16 protein-coding genes are annotated in these 18,233 nt (G+C 51.7%); 9 read left to right on the forward strand and 7 right to left on the reverse strand.

All coding sequences use genetic code 11. The features are described 5' to 3' along the window. Nucleotides 1-66: 66 nt before the first annotated feature. Nucleotides 67-1,788, reverse strand: coding sequence for a L,D-transpeptidase family protein (locus IE073_RS08490; protein WP_189584302.1), 1,722 nt, complete (start codon nt 1,786-1,788; stop codon nt 67-69). 106 nt (nt 1,789-1,894) lie between these two features. Between IE073_RS08490 and IE073_RS08495 the strand changes: the two genes are divergently transcribed. The 4 genes from IE073_RS08495 (at nt 1,895) to IE073_RS08510 (ending at nt 8,376) form a co-directional block, all read left to right on the forward strand. Then, a complete protein-coding gene (locus tag IE073_RS08495) occupies nt 1,895-2,776 on the forward strand; it encodes a D-Ala-D-Ala carboxypeptidase family metallohydrolase (RefSeq protein ID WP_189584305.1) in 882 nt (293 codons plus the stop codon). Nucleotides 2,777-2,885: 109 nt separating this feature from the next. Next, nucleotides 2,886-3,092 carry a hypothetical protein gene (locus IE073_RS08500; RefSeq protein WP_189584308.1) on the forward strand — a complete coding sequence of 69 codons (207 nt, stop codon included), beginning with the start codon at nt 2,886-2,888 and terminating at the stop codon, nt 3,090-3,092. A 2-nt stretch (nt 3,093-3,094) separates the two neighbouring features. Next, nucleotides 3,095-5,176 carry a peptidase domain-containing ABC transporter gene (locus tag IE073_RS08505; protein ID WP_233349942.1) on the forward strand — a complete coding sequence of 694 codons (2,082 nt, stop codon included), beginning with the start codon at nt 3,095-3,097 and terminating at the stop codon, nt 5,174-5,176. 794 nt (nt 5,177-5,970) lie between these two features. Further along, nucleotides 5,971-8,376 (forward strand): response regulator, encoded by a 2,406-nt coding sequence (locus IE073_RS08510; RefSeq protein WP_189584311.1) that lies wholly within the window; start codon nt 5,971-5,973, stop codon nt 8,374-8,376. 38 nt (nt 8,377-8,414) lie between these two features. On the opposite strand, the gene IE073_RS08515 is transcribed toward IE073_RS08510, so the two are convergent. From IE073_RS08515 to IE073_RS08525, 3 genes are read right to left on the reverse strand one after another with little or no spacing between them, the layout of a single operon-like run. After that, nucleotides 8,415-10,184: a DUF2207 domain-containing protein gene (locus IE073_RS08515; RefSeq protein ID WP_189584315.1), complete on the reverse strand. Its 1,770-nt coding sequence runs from the start codon at nt 10,182-10,184 to the stop codon at nt 8,415-8,417. Further along, complete coding sequence (locus tag IE073_RS08520; RefSeq protein WP_189584318.1) at nt 10,181-10,741, reverse strand: LemA family protein; 561 nt, start codon at nt 10,739-10,741, stop codon at nt 10,181-10,183. Before IE073_RS08520 ends, IE073_RS08515 begins: the two co-directional genes overlap by 4 nt. Nucleotides 10,742-10,764: 23 nt before the next feature. Next, entirely contained in the window at nt 10,765-11,067 is a 303-nt protein-coding gene (locus IE073_RS08525) for a hypothetical protein (protein WP_189584321.1), read from the reverse strand. 72 nt (nt 11,068-11,139) lie between these two features. On the opposite strand from IE073_RS08525, the gene IE073_RS08530 reads away from it, so the two are divergent. Together IE073_RS08530 and pyrF are read left to right on the forward strand one after the other, a co-directional pair. Next, nucleotides 11,140-11,928: an SDR family NAD(P)-dependent oxidoreductase gene (locus IE073_RS08530; protein WP_189584324.1), complete on the forward strand. Its 789-nt coding sequence runs from the start codon at nt 11,140-11,142 to the stop codon at nt 11,926-11,928. Nucleotides 11,929-11,930: 2 nt separating this feature from the next. Then, the gene (gene pyrF, locus IE073_RS08535; protein WP_189584327.1) at nt 11,931-12,650 is read left to right on the forward strand and encodes an orotidine-5'-phosphate decarboxylase; all 720 of its coding nucleotides are present in this window, start codon (nt 11,931-11,933) and stop codon (nt 12,648-12,650) included. Between the two features lie 73 nt (nt 12,651-12,723). Here the strand turns inward: pyrF and IE073_RS08540 are convergent, their stop codons facing one another. The 3 genes from IE073_RS08540 to IE073_RS08550 form a co-directional block, all read right to left on the reverse strand. Then, nucleotides 12,724-13,341 (reverse strand): hypothetical protein, encoded by a 618-nt coding sequence (locus IE073_RS08540; RefSeq protein WP_189584329.1) that lies wholly within the window; start codon nt 13,339-13,341, stop codon nt 12,724-12,726. 210 nt (nt 13,342-13,551) lie between these two features. Beyond that, nucleotides 13,552-14,637, reverse strand: a complete 1,086-nt coding sequence (locus IE073_RS08545) for a hypothetical protein (RefSeq protein ID WP_189584332.1) — start codon at nt 14,635-14,637, stop codon at nt 13,552-13,554. A 91-nt stretch (nt 14,638-14,728) separates the two neighbouring features. Continuing rightward, nucleotides 14,729-14,932, reverse strand: a complete 204-nt coding sequence (locus tag IE073_RS08550) for a DUF1674 domain-containing protein (protein ID WP_189584335.1) — start codon at nt 14,930-14,932, stop codon at nt 14,729-14,731. A 209-nt stretch (nt 14,933-15,141) separates the two neighbouring features. On the opposite strand from IE073_RS08550, the gene IE073_RS08555 reads away from it, so the two are divergent. The 3 genes from IE073_RS08555 to rpe all read left to right on the forward strand — a co-directional run bounded on the left by IE073_RS08555 (nt 15,142) and on the right by rpe (nt 18,233). Continuing rightward, entirely contained in the window at nt 15,142-16,506 is a 1,365-nt protein-coding gene (locus tag IE073_RS08555; protein ID WP_189584338.1) for an RsmB/NOP family class I SAM-dependent RNA methyltransferase, read from the forward strand. Nucleotides 16,507-16,605: 99 nt separating this feature from the next. Continuing rightward, entirely contained in the window at nt 16,606-17,394 is a 789-nt protein-coding gene (locus IE073_RS08560) for a hypothetical protein (protein ID WP_189584341.1), read from the forward strand. A 146-nt stretch (nt 17,395-17,540) separates the two neighbouring features. Then, nucleotides 17,541-18,233, forward strand: coding sequence for a ribulose-phosphate 3-epimerase (rpe, locus tag IE073_RS08565; RefSeq protein WP_189584344.1), 693 nt, complete (start codon nt 17,541-17,543; stop codon nt 18,231-18,233).

The raw sequence follows: 18,233 nt of genomic DNA on the forward strand, positions 1-18,233 counted from the left end.
GTTAAAATCGGCGGTGAAGGAGACGGCTTATAAATGTGCGCTGGAATAGTTTTTTGGGCCCGAACCTTAGAGAGAAGAAACCACCAAACGAGCTGCCGTTGCTTTGTCCAGTTTTCTCTCGTAGCGTTTCACATACTTAATCCCGCCATCGTAGCGATCGTAAATATCTCGCCAGAACCTTGGCTCTCCGTCATCCCCAACTGTGACGGTAAAATAAGTGATGTGGACAGGGACGTTATCTTCGAGGTCGAGACGCGTATTTTCCTCTGTCACCATCGCGGTCACGATCTCAGAAACTTCGGCTTCTTCATCATGACGTGCGATCCATTCTGCCATTGCAACTGGATCTTCCAAACGCACACAGCCTGAACTAAAGGCGCGCTCCGCCCTATCAAACAAATGTTTGCCCGGCGTGCCGTGTAAATAAATCGAATATTGATTGGGAAAAATAATTTTCATTTCACCTAATGCATTTCCTTCCCCGGCTTCTTGAACGAAGCGATATTTGCGAGAAACCCCAGGTTCCGTCCAATCTACATCAAAGGCATTAATGGGTGCGCCCGATGAACGATCAAAGATCTTATACCCATATTTCGCAGCATATCCGGGATCTTTTTTCAGCTTCGGGACTTTTTGGCGCCGAACAATACTGACCGGAAGATACCATTTTGGATTTGCGACGACATATTCGACTTCATCTGAAAATTCAGGTGTCGCAAAGCGCTCCTTGCCGACAATCGTGCGTTGACGAATTTCCATAACGCCATCGTTCCAGCCCTCTGCTGAATAGGACGGAATATTGGCCCAGATATAGCGTTCACCCAAATCGCCCTGAGTGCGCCACCGATACATTGACTCGGCGATGCGATCGATTTTGGACTCAACGCTTTCGTTCAGCGCCGCCAAGGTGTTGCCACCAAGAATACCATCGTCTTCTAGCCCGTGACGGGTTTGGAAGAGTTTAAGTGCGGCACTCAAGTTTTCGTCGAAGAGCTGCGGGTCGGATTCGCTGGCAGGATCTTCCACCGTGTAGGCTTCCGCTCGTAAGCGCTGGCGTAGCTTTGGGACGCGCTTGTCCGTGTCGCCCAACTCAATGGCATCGCCGTCACGAATAGCAAGCCAGCCGCCGTTACGTTTAATCTGGCGATAATCAGCGAGTGTTGTTTTTAAACGGACATATTGAGGAGCCTCTGGTGCCATAGACAACAGCTCTCGTTCTGCGTCCCCTTGTGCAGATTTTAGCAACGACGTGGGAAGGCTATATCTAACAACGGGGGAACCGCGCCTGATCGTCATGCCGCGTTCTTCCGAGAGATCGCCGCTCATGGCTTGTGCAACGCGCATCCATGCTAGGGTTAGCTTAACGTCTGCTTTGACTGTTTTGCGTGTCTCCATTGACCCAAATCGTTGATCAATGATTTTTTCAAGATCGCCATTTAAAACATCATCTGCAAGAATGCCGTGGACGAAGAGATCATCCACTGTTCGCTGCAAATTCTTAGCGCCTTCAGCGGTCCAAATCGGCGAATTAATTTTTGCAGCATAAGCCCTCTGGAAAATATCGACGCCGATATTTCCAAATTCGTCACGTATTTTTTCAATTCGCTTCGGCTTTGCGATGTAGCTTTCAAGATGGGCAGACGCTTCTGTTTTTGGCTCGCCCAGCGCGGCTGTGGCAACACCTAAATCCGCCGTGTGATTGATCAGGTCTTTGGGCAAAGGCTCAGTAGCAAATGCCGTGGTTGTGAAGGCGATGGTTGCGATTGAGCTGTAAAGTAAAGTTCTCATATGGTGTTTTCCTCTTGCACAAAGCTACGCGACAATTGCGAGAGGGTTCCCGTGTAATTTAAATAGATAGTTTTGAACTTTCGGCAGAGAGACGCGTAGCTTCCCCATGAAATATTTTACCCGTATGATTTGCGCGTTGGGTTTGTCCTCCGCGTGTTTGGTTCCATCGGCAAGTTTTGCGCAAATCTTGCTCAATGGTGAGGAAATGCCAGACAGCATCTGGCACTACAGCGTACTCCCGGGCGAGACTGTGAACATATCCGCGGAAGCGACAGACTTAGCCTACGTCGATGGCCAACTTATTGGTGAGAATTGGGTCGCCCCTATGACATCGGGCGTGCACAGCCTAACTATAAAGAATTCGGAAGACATGGAGACAGCCGAAATTACGCTCTTTGTATTGACCCCAAGCTCGGAAATTTCGTCAAAGGGTTACATCGGAAAATATAGAATTGGGAAATATCCACGGAATACGCCCCAAGGGTTTATTCGTTTGGACAAGAAAGATGTGTCCTTACCAGTTTCCCCTAATTTCAAAGTCGGTCAATTTTTATGCAAACAGCAACCGAAAGTTTGGCCGAAGTATCTCTTGGTCTCGTCGGATAATCTAGAGCGCCTTGAAACACTTTTAGAGGATTTGAACGAAAAGCGAGACACCCAAGCGGATACGCTTTTTGTAATGAGTGGGTATCGAACTCCGTTTTATAATTCGGCAATTGGCTCCGCTAAATTCTCGCGTCATATGTATGGCGACGCGGCAGATGTGTATGTCGACACCAAGCCTCACAACGGAACGATGGACGACCTTAATCGCGACGGCAAAATCACGAAAGCGGACGCCGATTTCCTGTATGACTACGCCCAAGACCTTTTTGACGCCGAACAACTTATTGAAGGGGGGTTGGGGTCTTATAAAGCAAACGCGGTGCATGGGCCATTCGTTCATATTGACGCCCGCGGTCGACCTGCGCGTTGGGGTCGGAGATAGCTCTTTCGGATTGTTTAAGACTGTTGCAGCCTAGCGGAAGATCTCGTTTGACCCCTAAATTTATGGGTCTAGCTTGACCCATCTCTGTTGCGGACCTAACCCCGACAACATGTCAGATCTCTATCGAAAAGAAGCCCTCGCTCACCGCTCCCGCGCTCTGTTTGGCGACGTGCGTTTACAGGCGCCACCTGCGACGTGGTTGATCACTGCGTTACTGTTGGTCTTGGTGGCGATTGTCTTTGCGGGCGCATTTTTATTGCAAGTTCAAACAGATGAAGGGCCGTTGCGTTTAATCGATTGGTTGTTCGGAGCCTAGCTGTGGCGAAACTCAATAGAGGCAAGCTACCCGTTATTCTGCAAACAGAGATGACGGAATGCGGTCTGGCGTGCTTGGCTATGATCGCACGCTATCATGGTCATGACATTGATCTGAACGTGTTGCGCCGCAAACATCTCGTCTCAATGACGGGGGCGTCCCTGAAATCGGTGATCGCGATCGCCGACGGTCTGCAACTTTCCTCTCGACCCTTGCGCGTTGATTTGGATCATCTCAAGAAATTACAACTTCCCGCTATGTTGCATTGGGACCTTAACCACTATGTGGTCCTAAAGTCCATCAAGGGTGAGATGGCTGAAATTGTGGACCCCGGGGTTGGGTTACGAAAGATAAGGCTGTCGCAGCTGTCAGACCATTTTACAGGTATCGCCGTAGAATTTACCCCACAGGCGGATTTTAAAGCTGTTCAAGCCCGCATAAAGCCCCGCATCTCCCTGCTGTGGTCGCGCCTTATTGGGCTCAAACGGGCTGTCGTGCAGATTTTAATTCTGTCGGTGATTTTACAGGCCATCGTTCTTCTCTCGCCTTTTTACCTACAGCTGGTTGTCGATGCTGTCCTGCCACGTGGGGACCATGCTCTCTTGCTGGCGCTGGCTATTGGGTTTGGCGGCCTCGTCATATTACGGGCCGTTTCTGAGGCCGTGCGGGGTTGGGCGATCCTTGTCTATGGCAATCAAATGAGCTTGCAGATGGTCGGCAATGTCTTCGGTCACCTCATTCGTTTGCCCGCGCGATATTTCGAACGCCGACATGTCGGTGATATTATCAGCCGCATGGGCAGTACCGTGCCCATCCAAGAGGCGTTGACGCAATCCGTGCCTGCGGTTCTGATCGACGGGGCGATGGCGGTTTTGATGTTAGTCGTTATGTTTGCCTATTCTCCTTTGCTGGGCGCAATTGTTTTAGCCTCTGTCTTGGGTCTAATTCTGGCAACCTGGCAGATCTACCCACACCTGCGTCGCACGCAGGAAGGAAGCATCTATGCAAAGGCGCTTGAAAACTCCCATGTCATCGAAAGCATCCGGGCGATCACGACGGTAAAAATGTTTGGACGAGAAGCTGAACGCGAAGCCGCTTGGCGAAATCTTTATACGGATTTTATCAATGCGAATGTGGGTTACGGCAAATGGGTTGTCGCGCGGAAGTTCTTTGAGACCCTGATGACGGGCATACAAGTTGTCGGTGTCGTCTGGGCGGCCGTGACACTGATGCTGGGTGACGGACTGACAGCGGGTGAGGGCGGTTTTACGCTCGGTATGCTGGTCGCGTTTTTGGCTTATCGCCAATATTTCACGGATGCGGTTGTGCAGCTTTTGGAAAAGGGCATTGAGTTCAATTTACTCTCTTTGCATCTGGACCGTTTGTCCGACATCATTTTTGAAGAAACCGACGCCTCGCAATCAGGGGATGCGACCCTTGATAGTCTACAAGGTCGTGTGACCTTGGAGGATGTCAGCTTTCGCTATTCAGAAACCGATCCGCTGGTTATCTCGGACTTTAATCTAGATATCGCCGCTGGCGAGATGGTGACTCTGACCGGACCGTCTGGCGGTGGAAAGACCACGCTCATGAAAATGATGCTGGGGCTTTATGCGCCTGTTAAAGGCACACTACGGATTGATGAGCAGGATTTGCAAACTATCGATATGGCCGATTGGCGATCACGTATCGGGGTCGTGATGCAAGATGACCGTCTGCTCTCTGGGACACTCGCAGATAATATTAGCTTTTTTGATCCGCAGATAGATATGCAGCGGGTCTATCGGGCCGCGATGTCTGCTCAAATTCACGAAACGATCGCGGCGCTTCCGATGAATTACCAACTCCAGATTGGCGATATGGGGTCGGTCTTGTCAGGCGGACAGCGTCAGCGCGTTTTGCTTGCCCGCGCGCTCTATCAGGACCCAAAGGTTTTGTTTTTGGACGAGGGAACAGCCAATTTGGATGTCGAAACCGAATCCGCAATCGTTGGAATTATTCGAGACTTACCCATCACGCGTATCATTGTGGCACACCGCCCCGCTTTTTTAGAGGCAAGTGACCGCGTCATCCGTATCGGATAATCCTCATCAGACGCTATTTTTACTCGATTTACACAATCCAAAGTCGCGCCGCCGACAAATGACTCGACAAGTACAACCTAAAGTGTATTAAACGCGTACTTAATAGTGCATTAACCAAAAAATGCGCCGTTCTGAAACATTTTCCTTGCCATCTGGCATGAAACTCGCGTTTAGAAGTAGGTGCAGACTGTGGGGAGCTGTGCTGCAAAGTATTGTGGAACTTTGTGTAAATTGAAACTTACAAAAGGAACAAAGATATGCGTGAACTATCTTTAGAAGAACTTGACGTCGTAGTTGGTGGCAACCCCATCGTAATCGACTTTTAGGTTTATCTTAAAATACTGAAAAACTAGCCCGCCGACAGGCGGGTTTTTTTATGAAGAAATTCTTTGAGACGGTGGGCTTTGCATTAAATTTTAAGACCTTTCGCATACTGCCACACCAAGACTATGCTTTATTTGCGTCAAAATAATATCACGGGTCGTCTCGCGATCAGATTCGCCATGTTTCTGGCGGTGGTATCCCTGCATCTAAATGCATCGGCACAAATGACCGAAAATTCACCATCTATAGACCCCCGACTTATTGAGATTGTCGAGATCGTCAAACAGAGAGCCGGCAAAAAAACTAATGTCGTAGCGCTTAGTTCTCCAGTCGAAGCTAATGAAGGTGTGAAAAAAGTCATCACTGCTATAAATGATGTGCGAGCTTCTGAGTATTCAAAAAGCCCTGACAATATTCGGGCTGCTATTTCGGCCTACGAGCAGCTCCCTATGACTGGCGAGGGGCCTTCCATGTCCCGAGTGATTGACCTTTACGCCCGGCAAGCGGAAATGCTTGCCGACGATGCCAGTAGTGAGCAGCAAGTCACTTCAATTAAAGAATTTATCGAAGGTGGCAGTTGGTTTGAAAGATACTTCGCCCTCTCTCTTTCTGCGCAACTCTTAAGCGAAAACAAACAGCGCCAATTATCATTGCAATATGCTCAAGCCGCTATGGCTGAAATTCCTGAAAATGGCGATCAAGACCCGTATGTTCGATATGCAAAAGGGAAAATCACGTCGGTGATTGCCCAACTGCATAATCTGCAAGGTAACACCGATCTCGCGATCCTAAACTCCTTAGAATATCTACGCCTGACCGAAGAAGATCCAGATGTGATAGCTGGCATCGACCTGATTAATAACCTAATTTTCTCCCACAGCATGAGTCGAGACCATGATGCTTTAATCTATTTAAGTGAGCAGCTTCTCAAAATTGAGAAGTCTGGAAATTCAAGCGTCTCGGGCTTATCCGAATTTCGAATTTCACAAGTTATGAATTCTACGGGAAACTTTGGGGCCGGCTTAAGTTATGCCAATGCCTCGCTTGAAAAATCCACACATCCTATGGTGACCCGACAAGCTAAAACTAACAAAGCGATTGCTTTGATGGGCCTGGGTCGCAAAGCAGAAGCGTTGAGAGTGATTGAAGACGCTCAAATTGATCTTTCCCCACAGCACTTGCTGACCGAAGAAACAAGCCGAGATCGCCTTTATCTTGGTTTTCTACTGGCTCAAACAGAAGATCGGGGCCTTGCAACAAAAATGTTCAACCGTCAGATTGATGTCACGTCTCAAAAATTCTTGGCAATTAACTCACGTGCCACAACAGCCATGTTGGCGGATCTTGAGAATTCCCGTGAGCGTCAGGTTGAGCGCGAAGCCGCCGCGGCACGCGAAGCCCACCTTCATGAGGTAACGATTGAAAAACAGCGTAAATTAAACCGGGCATTAATCGGGCTTACCGCTCTTTTCGCTATGGCCACCGTTGCCGCCATTTTCTTTGCTAGATTTCGTTCAAAAATGGCAGAGAAATTAGAGGTGAAGACACAGGAAGCGGCCTCCGCCGAAAAATTAAAAACCGAATTTCTGGGAATGATTTCGCACGAGTTGCGGACACCCCTCAACGCCATCATTGGTATATCGGATTTCTTAACCCAGTATCATGGCGATGCGGATACCCGTAAAAAGACGTCCATTATTTTGAAAGGCGGCAATGATCTTCTTTCCGTTGTTGAGTCCCTGACAGATATGGCGCGAATTGATGCCGATCAGATGTCATTGGATGCAAATGATGTTGACCTCGCTGCTGCCTTAAGCCGAATTCCCGAACCTTGGCTTGAAAAGGCGGAAGCCAAAGGCCTGACCTTCACACACTTCATAGACCCTGCGATTACCTCCCACCACATTGACCACAAACGGTTGATCCAATGTATCGATGTGATTTTGTCAAATGCTGTGCAATTTACCCAAGAGGGGCGAGTGCATCTTCACATCACTGCGGAGTCCAACGCGGTTGGAGAGGTTGTCGGATTGAACGCCGTCGTTGCCGACACGGGCCGCGGTATGACCGACCTTGTCCAGTCGCGTTTGTTCACGCCCTTTATGCAGGCCGATACCAGCCGTAAGCGAAATCATATGGGTACAGGCCTGAATTTAGCCATCGCTTATGCACTCGCGGTTATGATGGGCGGCGGAATAACCGTTGTCAGTCGAGAGGGCCGCGGTTCGGAGTTTAAGCTTTCGGTGAAGCTTGGCCCTGTCAGCCAAGAAACAGAATTGCAGACGCCCGAGACAAAAATTGTTCCGAAAGCAGAACCCATCCTACCGCCCCCAGCTACGATTAAATTGGGACCTCCAATTCTGGATACCCATGTCGCCCCAAAGGCACCGCTTATTGACCTAATGAAGCCAGCCGTCGGGACCCTTGGGCTGCATCAAGCTGAGAGGGACGTTTCTTCCGCGCCACTAGAGAGCGGTTTTAAAATCCTAATCGTGGATGATATGGAACCCAACCGCGACATATTACGATTGATGTTAGAGACTAAAGGCCATCATTGCGATGAAGCCTCAAGCGGCAGTGCTGCGCTTCGGCGACTCGAAGAAAATCGATATGATCTCATGATCTTGGATGTACATATGTCTCCCATGGACGGGATCGAAACCTTGAAACGTATCCGTAGCGGTCGGTCAGACTATTCCAACATCCCCGTTGTGGCACTAACAGCTGATAGCGCCCCTAGCATAAATGCCGACTGCATGGCTGCAGGCGCGGATTTGTTTCTGATGAAACCCGTCCGCCAAGGGGAACTCCTGCAAGCCCTGGCCTATCTCCACAAGACGACAGGTGTCCGCTTCTTAGCTCAGACCTTCAACTAAGACTGAGACGTCGACGGGTCAGTCGAGCATCGACGATGCTACCAACTTCCGCCGCCACCGCCGCCACCGCCGCCGCCCGAAAATCCCCCGCCGCCAGAAAAACTGCGGCCTGATGAACTCCCACCGCCGCTACTGGTTTGCACAGGACGGGCCGATGCCACGCCGCTTGAAAGGGCTTTGACCATATCTTTTTGCATGGACCCAACGCCCCCATTGCCAAAGCCGCCGCCACGATAGCTATTATAATAGCTCGGTTGGTAATCCTTCGCGGCAATCGGCAGCGTTTTCTCAAAATGCTTGGTCCAAGGCTTCTCAACGTCCAGTGCAACGGCATAGGGCAAGAAAGCTTCATAGCGTTCGACTGTCATAGGCGGCACATCATCTGTCCCGACCTTAGCGGCATTCAAACGCAATTTTTCTGCCGTTTCCAAATAGAGTTTAAAACCCTCTATCTCAGACGTGATCTGCGCCCCCTTTTTGGTCGGCGCTGGCATTAGGAACATAAACACAAAGTTCAAAAGGATAACGCCTGCAACGAGTAACCAGAACACTTCCGTGGAAGGTGTGTGGAATGAATTAAAAACCGCGAACAGACCGAGGCCAGTCAGGGCTATCCCACCAAAGATATATTTAAAATTCACCTTATGATAATCCGTGGAATAAGCTGAGTTCAGATGACTCCTAAAGGCGAGCGTCGCCGTGTGAAAACGGCTATTAGGCGTCCTCTTCTTCAATATAACTTCGCTAACACGGCTGCCGAATATTTTTCCGAACAAAATATCTTCTTCTGTGTTTAGGGTGCCCTTGTGGTCTCCCAGAGGTAAGGGCGTCAGCACCGTTTCCTTCTTGGTAACGTCAATCCTAATTCGGCCTTTGATAGCAAGGCTAAGAAGCGTTGCGATTAGCGGCGTGTCTCCGTGAACCCCCCGCTTTAAGATGCGATGAGCTGCCGCCGCCGAATAATCCTTTGGCGCTTCATAGCGGGCAAACACAGGAGGTTTGACAGGATCACGTCCGACTTTTTTCCAACCCAGCAAATAAAATAATAAGACCGCAGGTGTAACGAGGCCCATGCCGAGCAGGGCTCCGTTCGCACGCCACCACCGCGCGCGCATCTCCGCAGCAGACAGCGGATCAAAAACGCCTTTCTCTACTCCCACAGCGACTGTTGCGCCTTCACCAGAAGATAAAGTGCGGTTTGAGGCAAAACTTACAACATTGCCTTCAGTGGTCAGTTTCAGGTCCGTGTCTTTGCTTCCAAATCGACCCGAGTAAGATGCGGTTTCTTTCGCCGTGCTCCCCTCAGGCAGAATAATCCGCCCCGTTAAATCCTTGACTGGAAAATCCCAATATTCACCCCAAACATTCCAGCGAATTTCGTCAAGGTCGTCATAATAAAATAACCAATCTTTGGAGGTGTATTCGATGACATAGCGCTGAAGCCCGTCTTCGAGAAAGACATCCGCGTCGCCAAACCGCCACACGGTTGTCCCTGGGTTGCTCATATAGGTGACGCTCTCGGACCGTCCATTTCTGGTCGCAAGCGTCAGTCTGAAAGTTTTCTTATGTGTGATAGCCCCTTCTCGGACCTTGTTATTGAGTTCGCGAAAAATACCGCGTTTTTGAAGGCCGCGCGGTTTATAATAATCTAATTCTTCGCGGACGGTGACACTTCCATCTTTCGCGACCCGCACTGTTATATCGGCGCGCTCAAAATGTTCGCTTACGCTGTCCTGGGCTTGCGCAAATCCAACGCAAAACCAAAGAAGCGTAGCAAAGAGGAGTGCCCGTAAAGCCAAGGTTTTCATTTTTGGAAATCCACATCTGGGACTAAGGCATCCGCAGGTTCAATTTCAAAGAAGGGCTGTTTGAGAAACCCGAATGGCCCAGCAACAAAGTTCGAGGGCACGCTTTGGACAGCTATATTCATTTCCCGAACAGCGCCGTTATAGAAGCGACGCGCCATTTCAATTTTGTCTTCCGTTTCGGTGAGTTCATTCTGCAGGTCGAGAAAGTTCTGATCAGATTTCAACTCGGGATAGGCTTCCTTGAGAGCTAGCAATCGTGTTGTCGGACCTGATAAGCGTCCTTCGGCATCACCGCGTTGGGCGACGTCGTCCCCCGCCGCTAAAGCGGAGTTTCGCGCCGCGATAACTTCGGTGAACAATTTGATTTCATGCGAAGCATAGCCTTTGACGGCGTCGACGAGGCGTGGGATCAAATCGGCCCGGCGCTTCAGTTGGACCTCTATATCGGACCAACCGTTGTTTACGAGCGCACGTTTTTGAACGAGGCCATTATAGATGAAAATGACCGCTCCTGCGAGGAGGGCGAGGAGGATAAGTGTAATGATAAGACCAGACATAGGTCCGACATAGAACCAGAGCCCTAGCGGGTGCAACCCTTTCGGCGATAGGCTTCACGCAACGCCACGCGCTCTTTGCGCAAATTCTCTTCATCGCGCGTCCGGGTCCGCCCTGTCCAAGGGGAGTCGGACGTCGCGCGTGTTTCCTCCATTCCCCGATCGTTGACTAATTCTATGCCGCGAACTGAAGCGGCCTCATCTTGAGCTTGGACGAGTGCGCGCAAAGATTTGCAATCTTCTGCGGCATAGTTTTGCGGGTCAGAAGACGACGCGCAACCCGCTAGCGTAAAAATAAGAATGGGAGCGAGCCAGAAAGATTTTGTCATAAGGGTTTTAGAACGTCTTTTACTCCGCTAGGTCAAATGAGAATATGGATAGAAATAGGTCGGGACCTTTTCATGGCACATAGAATGTTGATCACAGGCGCCTCCGCAGGCATCGGCGCGGCCTTGGCGCGTGAATATGCCAGCCGCGGATGGAACCTTGTCCTAGTCGCGCGGCGCGAGGAGCGGTTGCACGCGTTGGCAGAAGAATTGAAGGCCCGTTACGATGTTGAGAGTCATGTGTTCGGCGCTGACCTGTTTTCGGAAACCGCTGTTCCCGATTTGATGGCGGTTCTGGGCGATTTGCAGGTCGATGGTCTCATTAATAATGCCGGCTATGGTCACCCGGGAACTTTTCTGGCCTCGGAGTGGGAAGCCCACCGCAAGTTCAATCACCTGATGACCGTTGTGCCTGTCGAGCTCACGCGCGCGCTGCTTCCTGCAATGGCGGAGCGTGGATTTGGACGGGTCATGCAAGTTGCATCTCTGGCAGGACACATGCCGGGGTCAAAAGGACATACGCTTTATAGTGCCGTTAAGTCCTATCTCATTAAATTTTCCGAAAGCCTGAATGCAGAAATGTCGGGAAGCGGTGTTCATGTCTCCGCGCTGTGTCCCGGATTTGTACTGACAGAATTTCACGATGTGAATGGCACGCGCGAGGGTATTGATAGCTTGCCTGATTTTATGATCATGAAAGCGGATGTTTGCGCCAAATTGGCAGCAGACGCGTTAGAGGCCGACAAAGCGGTCTTTATTTCGGGGCGTGTGAATCGCTTCCTCGCACGCTTGAACCGCTGGGCACCTTGGCTGGGTCGCAAAGTCATGAACTCCAGTTCGTCTCGGTATAGAAAGGCTGACTAGCCATGGTAATTAAAGAAACCACAGCGACGGCCGATGACAGGCTCTATGTTGCACTGGATTTGCCGAGCATTCCCGAAGCGGAAGCCATGGTGGAAACCTTGGGGGATGCCGTTCAGAGTTATAAAATCGGATTGCAACTCCTCCCGATTGGCGGTGTTGAGTTTGGCCAACGGCTAAAGGCTTTGGGTAAGAATGTTTTCTATGATTTCAAATTTCACGACATCGGCGCCACTGTTGAAAAAGCCACTCGCTCTATTGCGGGATTAAATGCTGACTTGCTTACGGTACATGCCCGTCCCGACGTGATGGCTTCGGCCGTCGCAGGGCGCGGTGATGCGTCGTTGAAAATTCTGGGCGTGACAGTTCTGACGTCTCTGGATCGCCAAGCGTTGCGGGATATTGGCTATAATGACAATGCGGAAGATTTGGTGATGCGCCGCGTGCAGCAAGCTATGGACGCTGGCATTGATGGCGTTGTATCCTCACCCTTGGAAGCGGCGGCCATTCGGGCGGCAGTGCCTCAAGACTTTTTGGTTGTGACGCCCGGCGTGCGTCCTGCGGGAGCGGATGCAGGCGATCAAAAGCGGATTGCGACGCCTGCGACCGCGCTGGCATCTGGGGCATCACATCTTGTGATTGGCCGTCCGATTACTCAAGCACTCGAACCACGGGCGGCGGCTTTGGGTATCGCAACTGAAATGCGCGGCATTTCATTTAAATAGGATGCCTGAGCCTAGAACAAAAAAACCCGCTCTGACTTAGAGCGGGTTTTCTTATCTGGGAGGATAAATAGGTTTAGCGGCAGCCAGCTCGGTAGCCGCCTGTGTGCCAATCACCATAGCGCGAATAATGTTTTACGGTCAGGCAAGGCGATGTGTAGGGAACGGCGACCGGTACAGGATAACGCACGTAAATAACTGGACGGACAACGCGGTAGTAAGTTGTCTGCGGAACAGGTTTCACAACGTTGTAACAGCCAACCACACGGCCTTCGCCTGCGCCGTGAACGTTTACAGGGCAATTTGTGGCCTGCAGGCTTTCATTTGCGCCCAGGCCCTGAACAGACTGGGTCGAACCATAAAAGCTCTGCGTGTCGTAGGAAGAATAAGTTTGGCTAATCGAACCTGATCCGTAATGGGCATCGGCCTCTGTAGAGCTCATCGTTGAGCTGTAAGCCGTCGATGGGCTGTAACGTGATGACGTGCCATTCATAGAATAAGATGCGCCCGTTGTTGCGGAACTTGCGGACCAACTTGAGAGCGGCGGCAGTGTCGATTGGCTGCTGACGTGCCCTGCGTGGGCATCACCATACTGACCGCAATAAAGAGAGTTTCCGCAATTGGCCGAGGCCAAGCTTGCGAAGGACAGTGCAGCAAGCGTGGCCGCTGTGCCTTTAAAAATTCGGGATACCATAACGCACCTGTGTTGTTTCATTCGCACCAAAGTGGCGCTTCAACACCTAACCTAGCAATCTCTATGCCAAGTCGACGATAGGATTCGCGTAACAGGAGAAAAGTATCGGGTCCGATACGAAAAAGCCCCACCATCTCTGCAAACAGAGAAGCAGGGCTTCCTCCCACATCTGCCCGCATTTAACGGGGATGCGCTTGAAATTTTTCGGGGCTAATGAGTCCAGCGACCCGGCGCAGGTTGACCATATCGTTCTGAGCTTTGTGCATGGCCTCGTGGCGCAGGCGCATGATGTGGTGCGCTTTTAACGGGTCCACAGCCAGGAACGGCGACAGGCACAGGAACCGGCACACCAACAACGGGACGAACAACGCGGGTTGGCAACTGACGTTTACAAATCACAGACGTCGCGACCGTGTTCCCAAAAGTTGTCGGACCAGAGACTTTTTCCCAGTAGGTCCCATCACCTGCGACGGACGACCCATAAGCACCTGCCATCGGGCCAGATTGTTGCAGGACAGGGGCGCTCGGTTGCCCAAATCGCGGGGCTTGCTGCATCATAGGCGCTTGCATCGTCGGAGCGCGCATCATCAGATTTTGCATTCCCATAGGGCGTTGCATCATGTGTTGCGGCATCATGCGCGGCTGCATCTGAGGGGCCATCTGACGATATCCAAATTGCGGCACTGTGCCCGTACCTGGAACGACGACAGGTTGCGCCACGGCGCGGCCCGTATCGAGGACTTGCTGAGCACGGACAGGGTCACGATCGACAATGGATGTCGGGACATGCGCGATGCCTGGAACGAAGGTCGGATCTCCATAAACGCGAGGTGTAAATTTGGACGGATCATATCCGCCGCCGATACGCACGACGCGGGGTTCGCTCGGCGCGACAACGACAGGGGCTGGCGGGCTGTAAAGCGCCAAAGGAACCGATTGTTCCAGCTCGACTTGGACCGGACGACCGGCATCTTGGCGGCAATATGTTGTGCTGGTTGGGTGACATCCGCCTGTAAATCCGGATGGCGCGTCAGATAAATCAGCGCTTGGCATCATACCATGCACGCGGGTGATGGAAACATTGGGAGCGCGTTGAAACTGAACAGAGCGAAGGTGACCCATCGGTTGCTGCGTACGAATGGTCATCGGACCAAATTCTGGGGCGTAGCTTGGCATGACTTGAACAGGCATGTCGCAATTGCCGTTCGTGCAACTTCCACCCGCGAAAGCAGGCGCCGCCAGAACAGTTGCGGACAGAACGCCCAAAAGGGCTTTCGAAATAAATTTGGTCGGCATGCGCCTCACTCCCACGTGTTGAAGGTGGGGGTCAAAAACGGGCCCCGCACCGGTCAAAAAATTTTTCCGATGCCGAAATCAAAAGGCTTGCCTAGAAGTCGTAGGCAATCCCATTGCGTTCCCAATCGCCATAGCGCGTGGGTTCGACACCTTTTGGGCCGCCTTTTTCACGTTCGAGGGCGTCGGCTTCCTCGCGCAATTTGCGCCGTTCTGCCGCCTCAGCCAAAGCCCGCCTTGCAGCAGGGCTCAAAACCTTTTTCGGAACTTCAGGTGTGTCAGTTTCAGGATCGCTCATAGCGCCCCCGATACCCCTGTCGATCCTATCCCGTCAAACGCGCAAATTGCCGCTCAATGAACCAGTGTGATACAAGAGCAGCGATAAGATTCCGTGAATCCCGCGTTTGGGTATTGTTTACCATGCTAGGTAAGGGATTGGTCTGTAGGTGGCGCGTTCACCGCTTGCGCCCCTTTACCAATTGCGTAGATCGGCCTAAGCGCCGCCCTATGACAAATACTGAACATCCTTCCCGCCAGTCTCGCCAGGCACTGGTTGATAAAAATCTATCAGATTCTGTGAAAGCGCGCCGATGCGCAGCTTTGGCTGTGATGGACGTCACTGCCAATGGGCGGGCGCTAGAGTTGGCGCTGGCTGAAACGCCAGATTACAATTCCCTTGAAGCGCGCGACCGCGCCTTCGCACGTGCGATTGCTGCCACAGTTTTCCGCCGCTCTGGCCAGATCAAAGCCGTTCTCAAACCGCTTGTGCGGAAAGCCCCTACCGCGCCTGTGAAAGCTGTCTTGCAAACGGCTGTCGCGCAGATCGTCTTTATGGATGTGTCGCCGCACGCAGCCGTTAGTGAAACCGTGGATGTCTTGAAATCTAGTAAGTCGACGCTGGGTTTTGCGAATTTCGCCAATGCGGTCCTACGGCGCGTTGTGGAGCAAGGCAAACACACCGCCGCAGCTACACCGCCTAAAGCGAATATTCCCGGCTGGATCCGCGGCGAGTGGGAACGCGCCTACGGCAAAATTCCGATGACAAAAATTGCTGTTCAGTTGATTAAAGACCCCGTCCTCGACGTGAGTGTCTCCCATACTCACGCGGGTTTGGGCCGACAAGATATGGCAGAAGCGACGGGCGGTACGCCGATTGGCCGTCAAACGTTGCGCTTGGGTAGTATCGGCGATGTCACGGCTTTGCCTGGGTTCGAAGAAGGGTCTTGGTGGGCGCAAGACTTAGCCGCCGCTCTGCCTGCGCAAATTTTGATGGATCAATTCGAAGCATTAGACGGCGTTCGCGTCTTGGATATGTGTGCGGCCCCCGGGGGGAAAACCATGCAATTAGCCAGTGCTGGTATGGAGGTTACAGCGGTTGATAAATCAAGCGGGCGTCTGAAGCGCCTGAAAGAAAACCTCGCGCGGACAAAATTGCCCGCAACAGTCGTCCAAAGCGACGCATTGGAATATGACGCCGAGCCATTCCAAGCTGTCCTTCTGGATGCGCCTTGCACCGCGACAGGCACATTCCGTCGTCATCCTGATGTTTTGCATAACCGAAATCCGAAATCCGTCGCCGATTTGGTGCGTTTGCAGGATAAGCTGCTGCCGAAAGCCGCAACCCTGACGGCCCCCGGTGGAGTCTTAATATATGCAGTTTGTTCCCTTCAACCTGATGAAGGCATGCCACGGGTCACGAAATTTTTAGAGGCCACGCCTGATTTTAGCCTTATTCCTATCACATCTCTCCCAGGTCTGGACCTGCCGGAAGACCGGTTTGACGGGGGCGTTGTGCGAACACTGCCTTGTGATCTTGCCAAATCCGGCGGACTGGATGGCTTTTTTATCGCGGCGTTGCGGCGTGCGGCGTGAATCGCGGCAGATATGGGCTGAGGTAATCGCCCGTTAACCTGAATGTGGTCCAAGCTTTGCAACACTTGCTGCAAGATGTATCAAAATGGGAGGCTCACCATGAGCACGAAAAAATTTATCCGCGCTGGATTGATCGCTACAGTCGGTGTGGCCGGTCTGACGCTTACTGCGAATGCGCAGAGCCGCTACGGCAATGTCTATGATTATGAAAGTGGTCGCAACTGCGGTCAGGCTTGTGTTCCTGCACAACCTGCAACGCACACACCGCCTGCCAATTCACGTTACGGTGCACCGATTGTTGCCGCCCCAACGTATAACCCAGCGCCAATCTATGTTGATTGTGTCCAAGCTGGTACATGTGCGCCTCAACCTGCTGTTGTTTATTCTCAGCCAGCCCCAGTTTACACGCAACCGTCTTACACGCACTCCGTCCAAATGGGCGCTGTGAACTGCCCATCTGGCACGACATCCCAACCGGATGGAACCTGCATGCAGACAGGCTCAACTTACTCATCCACTTCGACATATTCTTCTGGTTCGACTTATACAGCGCCGACAATGTCTATGGAGCCTGTAAACTGCCCCTCCGGTACAACCGCGCAATCTGACGGCACCTGTATGCAAACGGGTTCCAGCTATTCCAGCACAACGACAACGACGACCACATCTCCGTCTTATAGCTCTGGCTATGGTTCGACATCCTCCGTGGCTTGTCCGTCTGGCACAACAGCTCAATCTGATGGAACATGTATGCAAGGTTCATCCTACACAGGCTCTACTGTAGAGCTTTATACAGGCGACGCGGCTACTTCTTCTGGTTCAAGTAGCTATGGATACGGGACTGACGGATCTTATGGCACTACAAACTATCTGCCAATTCGCAAGTAGGTCTGCCGTATAATTTAGAACATCGACCCGCTTCCTTTAGGAGGCGGGTTTTTTTATGACACCATCCCCGCGCAAAACGTTTGTCGCATCGCCTTGGGTGCGGGGCGAGCCTTGCGAGTCCGCCACCCTTTCGCTAAGTGATTATCATGTCTAACAAAGTCTTGATTTCTCCATCCATTTTGTCCGCTGATTTTGCGGCTTTGGGACAAGCTGTTCGTGACATCGACGCGGCGGGTGCGGACATGATCCATATTGATGTAATGGATGGTCACTATGTGCCCAATTTAACAATCGGCCCTGATGTCGTGAAAGCCCTGCGGCCTCATAGCGACAAGCCATTTGACGTCCATTTGATGATTTCTCCCACGGAACTTCTCGTGCCGCTCTTTGTCGCCGCTGGTGCAGATTACATTACGGTTCATCCTGATGCGGGCCCCCATCTTCATCGGACGCTGCAATCCATTCGCGCTGCTGGTGTGAAGGCTGGTATTGTCTTGAACCCAGGCGCGCCTGTTGAGCAAGTCGACCCAGTAATCGACCTGTGTGATCAAATTATGATCATGAGTGTTAATCCGGGATATGGAGGTCAGTCCTTTATTCCCTCACAACTCGAAAAAATTGCAGCTGTGCGCGCTAAAATTGACGCGCATGTCGCGCGGGGCGGGCAGGATATTTTGCTTCAAGTTGATGGCGGTGTGAATCCTGTCACAGCCAAAGCCTGCATCGCAGCGGGAGCGACATCACTCGTCGCAGGATCAGCGGTCTTCAAGGGCGCAGGCACATATGCCGAAAACATTGCCGCACTTCGCGGTGACACGGCTAACTCAAAAGCGGCTTAG

The sequence above is a fragment of the Litorimonas cladophorae genome (assembly GCF_014652455.1).
GTDB classification, from domain to species: Bacteria; Pseudomonadota; Alphaproteobacteria; order Caulobacterales; family Maricaulaceae; genus Litorimonas; species Litorimonas cladophorae.

Bases quoted from the DNA above. Each gene is read 5' to 3' on its own strand.
- IE073_RS08500 (WP_189584308.1), top strand. From the start codon at position 2,886: ATGTCAGATCTCTATCGAAAAGAAGCCCTCGCTCACCGCTCCCGCGCT.
- IE073_RS08550 (WP_189584335.1), bottom strand. From the start codon at position 14,932: ATGAGCGATCCTGAAACTGACACACCTGAAGTTCCGAAAAAGGTTTTG.
- IE073_RS08515 (WP_189584315.1), bottom strand. From the start codon at position 10,184: ATGAAAACCTTGGCTTTACGGGCACTCCTCTTTGCTACGCTTCTTTGG.
- IE073_RS08495 (WP_189584305.1), top strand. From the start codon at position 1,895: ATGAAATATTTTACCCGTATGATTTGCGCGTTGGGTTTGTCCTCCGCG.
- rpe (WP_189584344.1), top strand. From the start codon at position 17,541: ATGTCTAACAAAGTCTTGATTTCTCCATCCATTTTGTCCGCTGATTTT.
- IE073_RS08520 (WP_189584318.1), bottom strand. From the start codon at position 10,741: ATGTCTGGTCTTATCATTACACTTATCCTCCTCGCCCTCCTCGCAGGA.
- IE073_RS08540 (WP_189584329.1), bottom strand. From the start codon at position 13,341: ATGGTATCCCGAATTTTTAAAGGCACAGCGGCCACGCTTGCTGCACTG.
- IE073_RS08490 (WP_189584302.1), bottom strand. From the start codon at position 1,788: ATGAGAACTTTACTTTACAGCTCAATCGCAACCATCGCCTTCACAACC.
- IE073_RS08560 (WP_189584341.1), top strand. From the start codon at position 16,606: ATGAGCACGAAAAAATTTATCCGCGCTGGATTGATCGCTACAGTCGGT.
- IE073_RS08510 (WP_189584311.1), top strand. From the start codon at position 5,971: ATGTCCCGAGTGATTGACCTTTACGCCCGGCAAGCGGAAATGCTTGCC.
- IE073_RS08545 (WP_189584332.1), bottom strand. From the start codon at position 14,637: ATGCCGACCAAATTTATTTCGAAAGCCCTTTTGGGCGTTCTGTCCGCA.
- IE073_RS08555 (WP_189584338.1), top strand. From the start codon at position 15,142: ATGACAAATACTGAACATCCTTCCCGCCAGTCTCGCCAGGCACTGGTT.
- IE073_RS08525 (WP_189584321.1), bottom strand. From the start codon at position 11,067: ATGACAAAATCTTTCTGGCTCGCTCCCATTCTTATTTTTACGCTAGCG.
- pyrF (WP_189584327.1), top strand. From the start codon at position 11,931: ATGGTAATTAAAGAAACCACAGCGACGGCCGATGACAGGCTCTATGTT.
- IE073_RS08530 (WP_189584324.1), top strand. From the start codon at position 11,140: ATGGCACATAGAATGTTGATCACAGGCGCCTCCGCAGGCATCGGCGCG.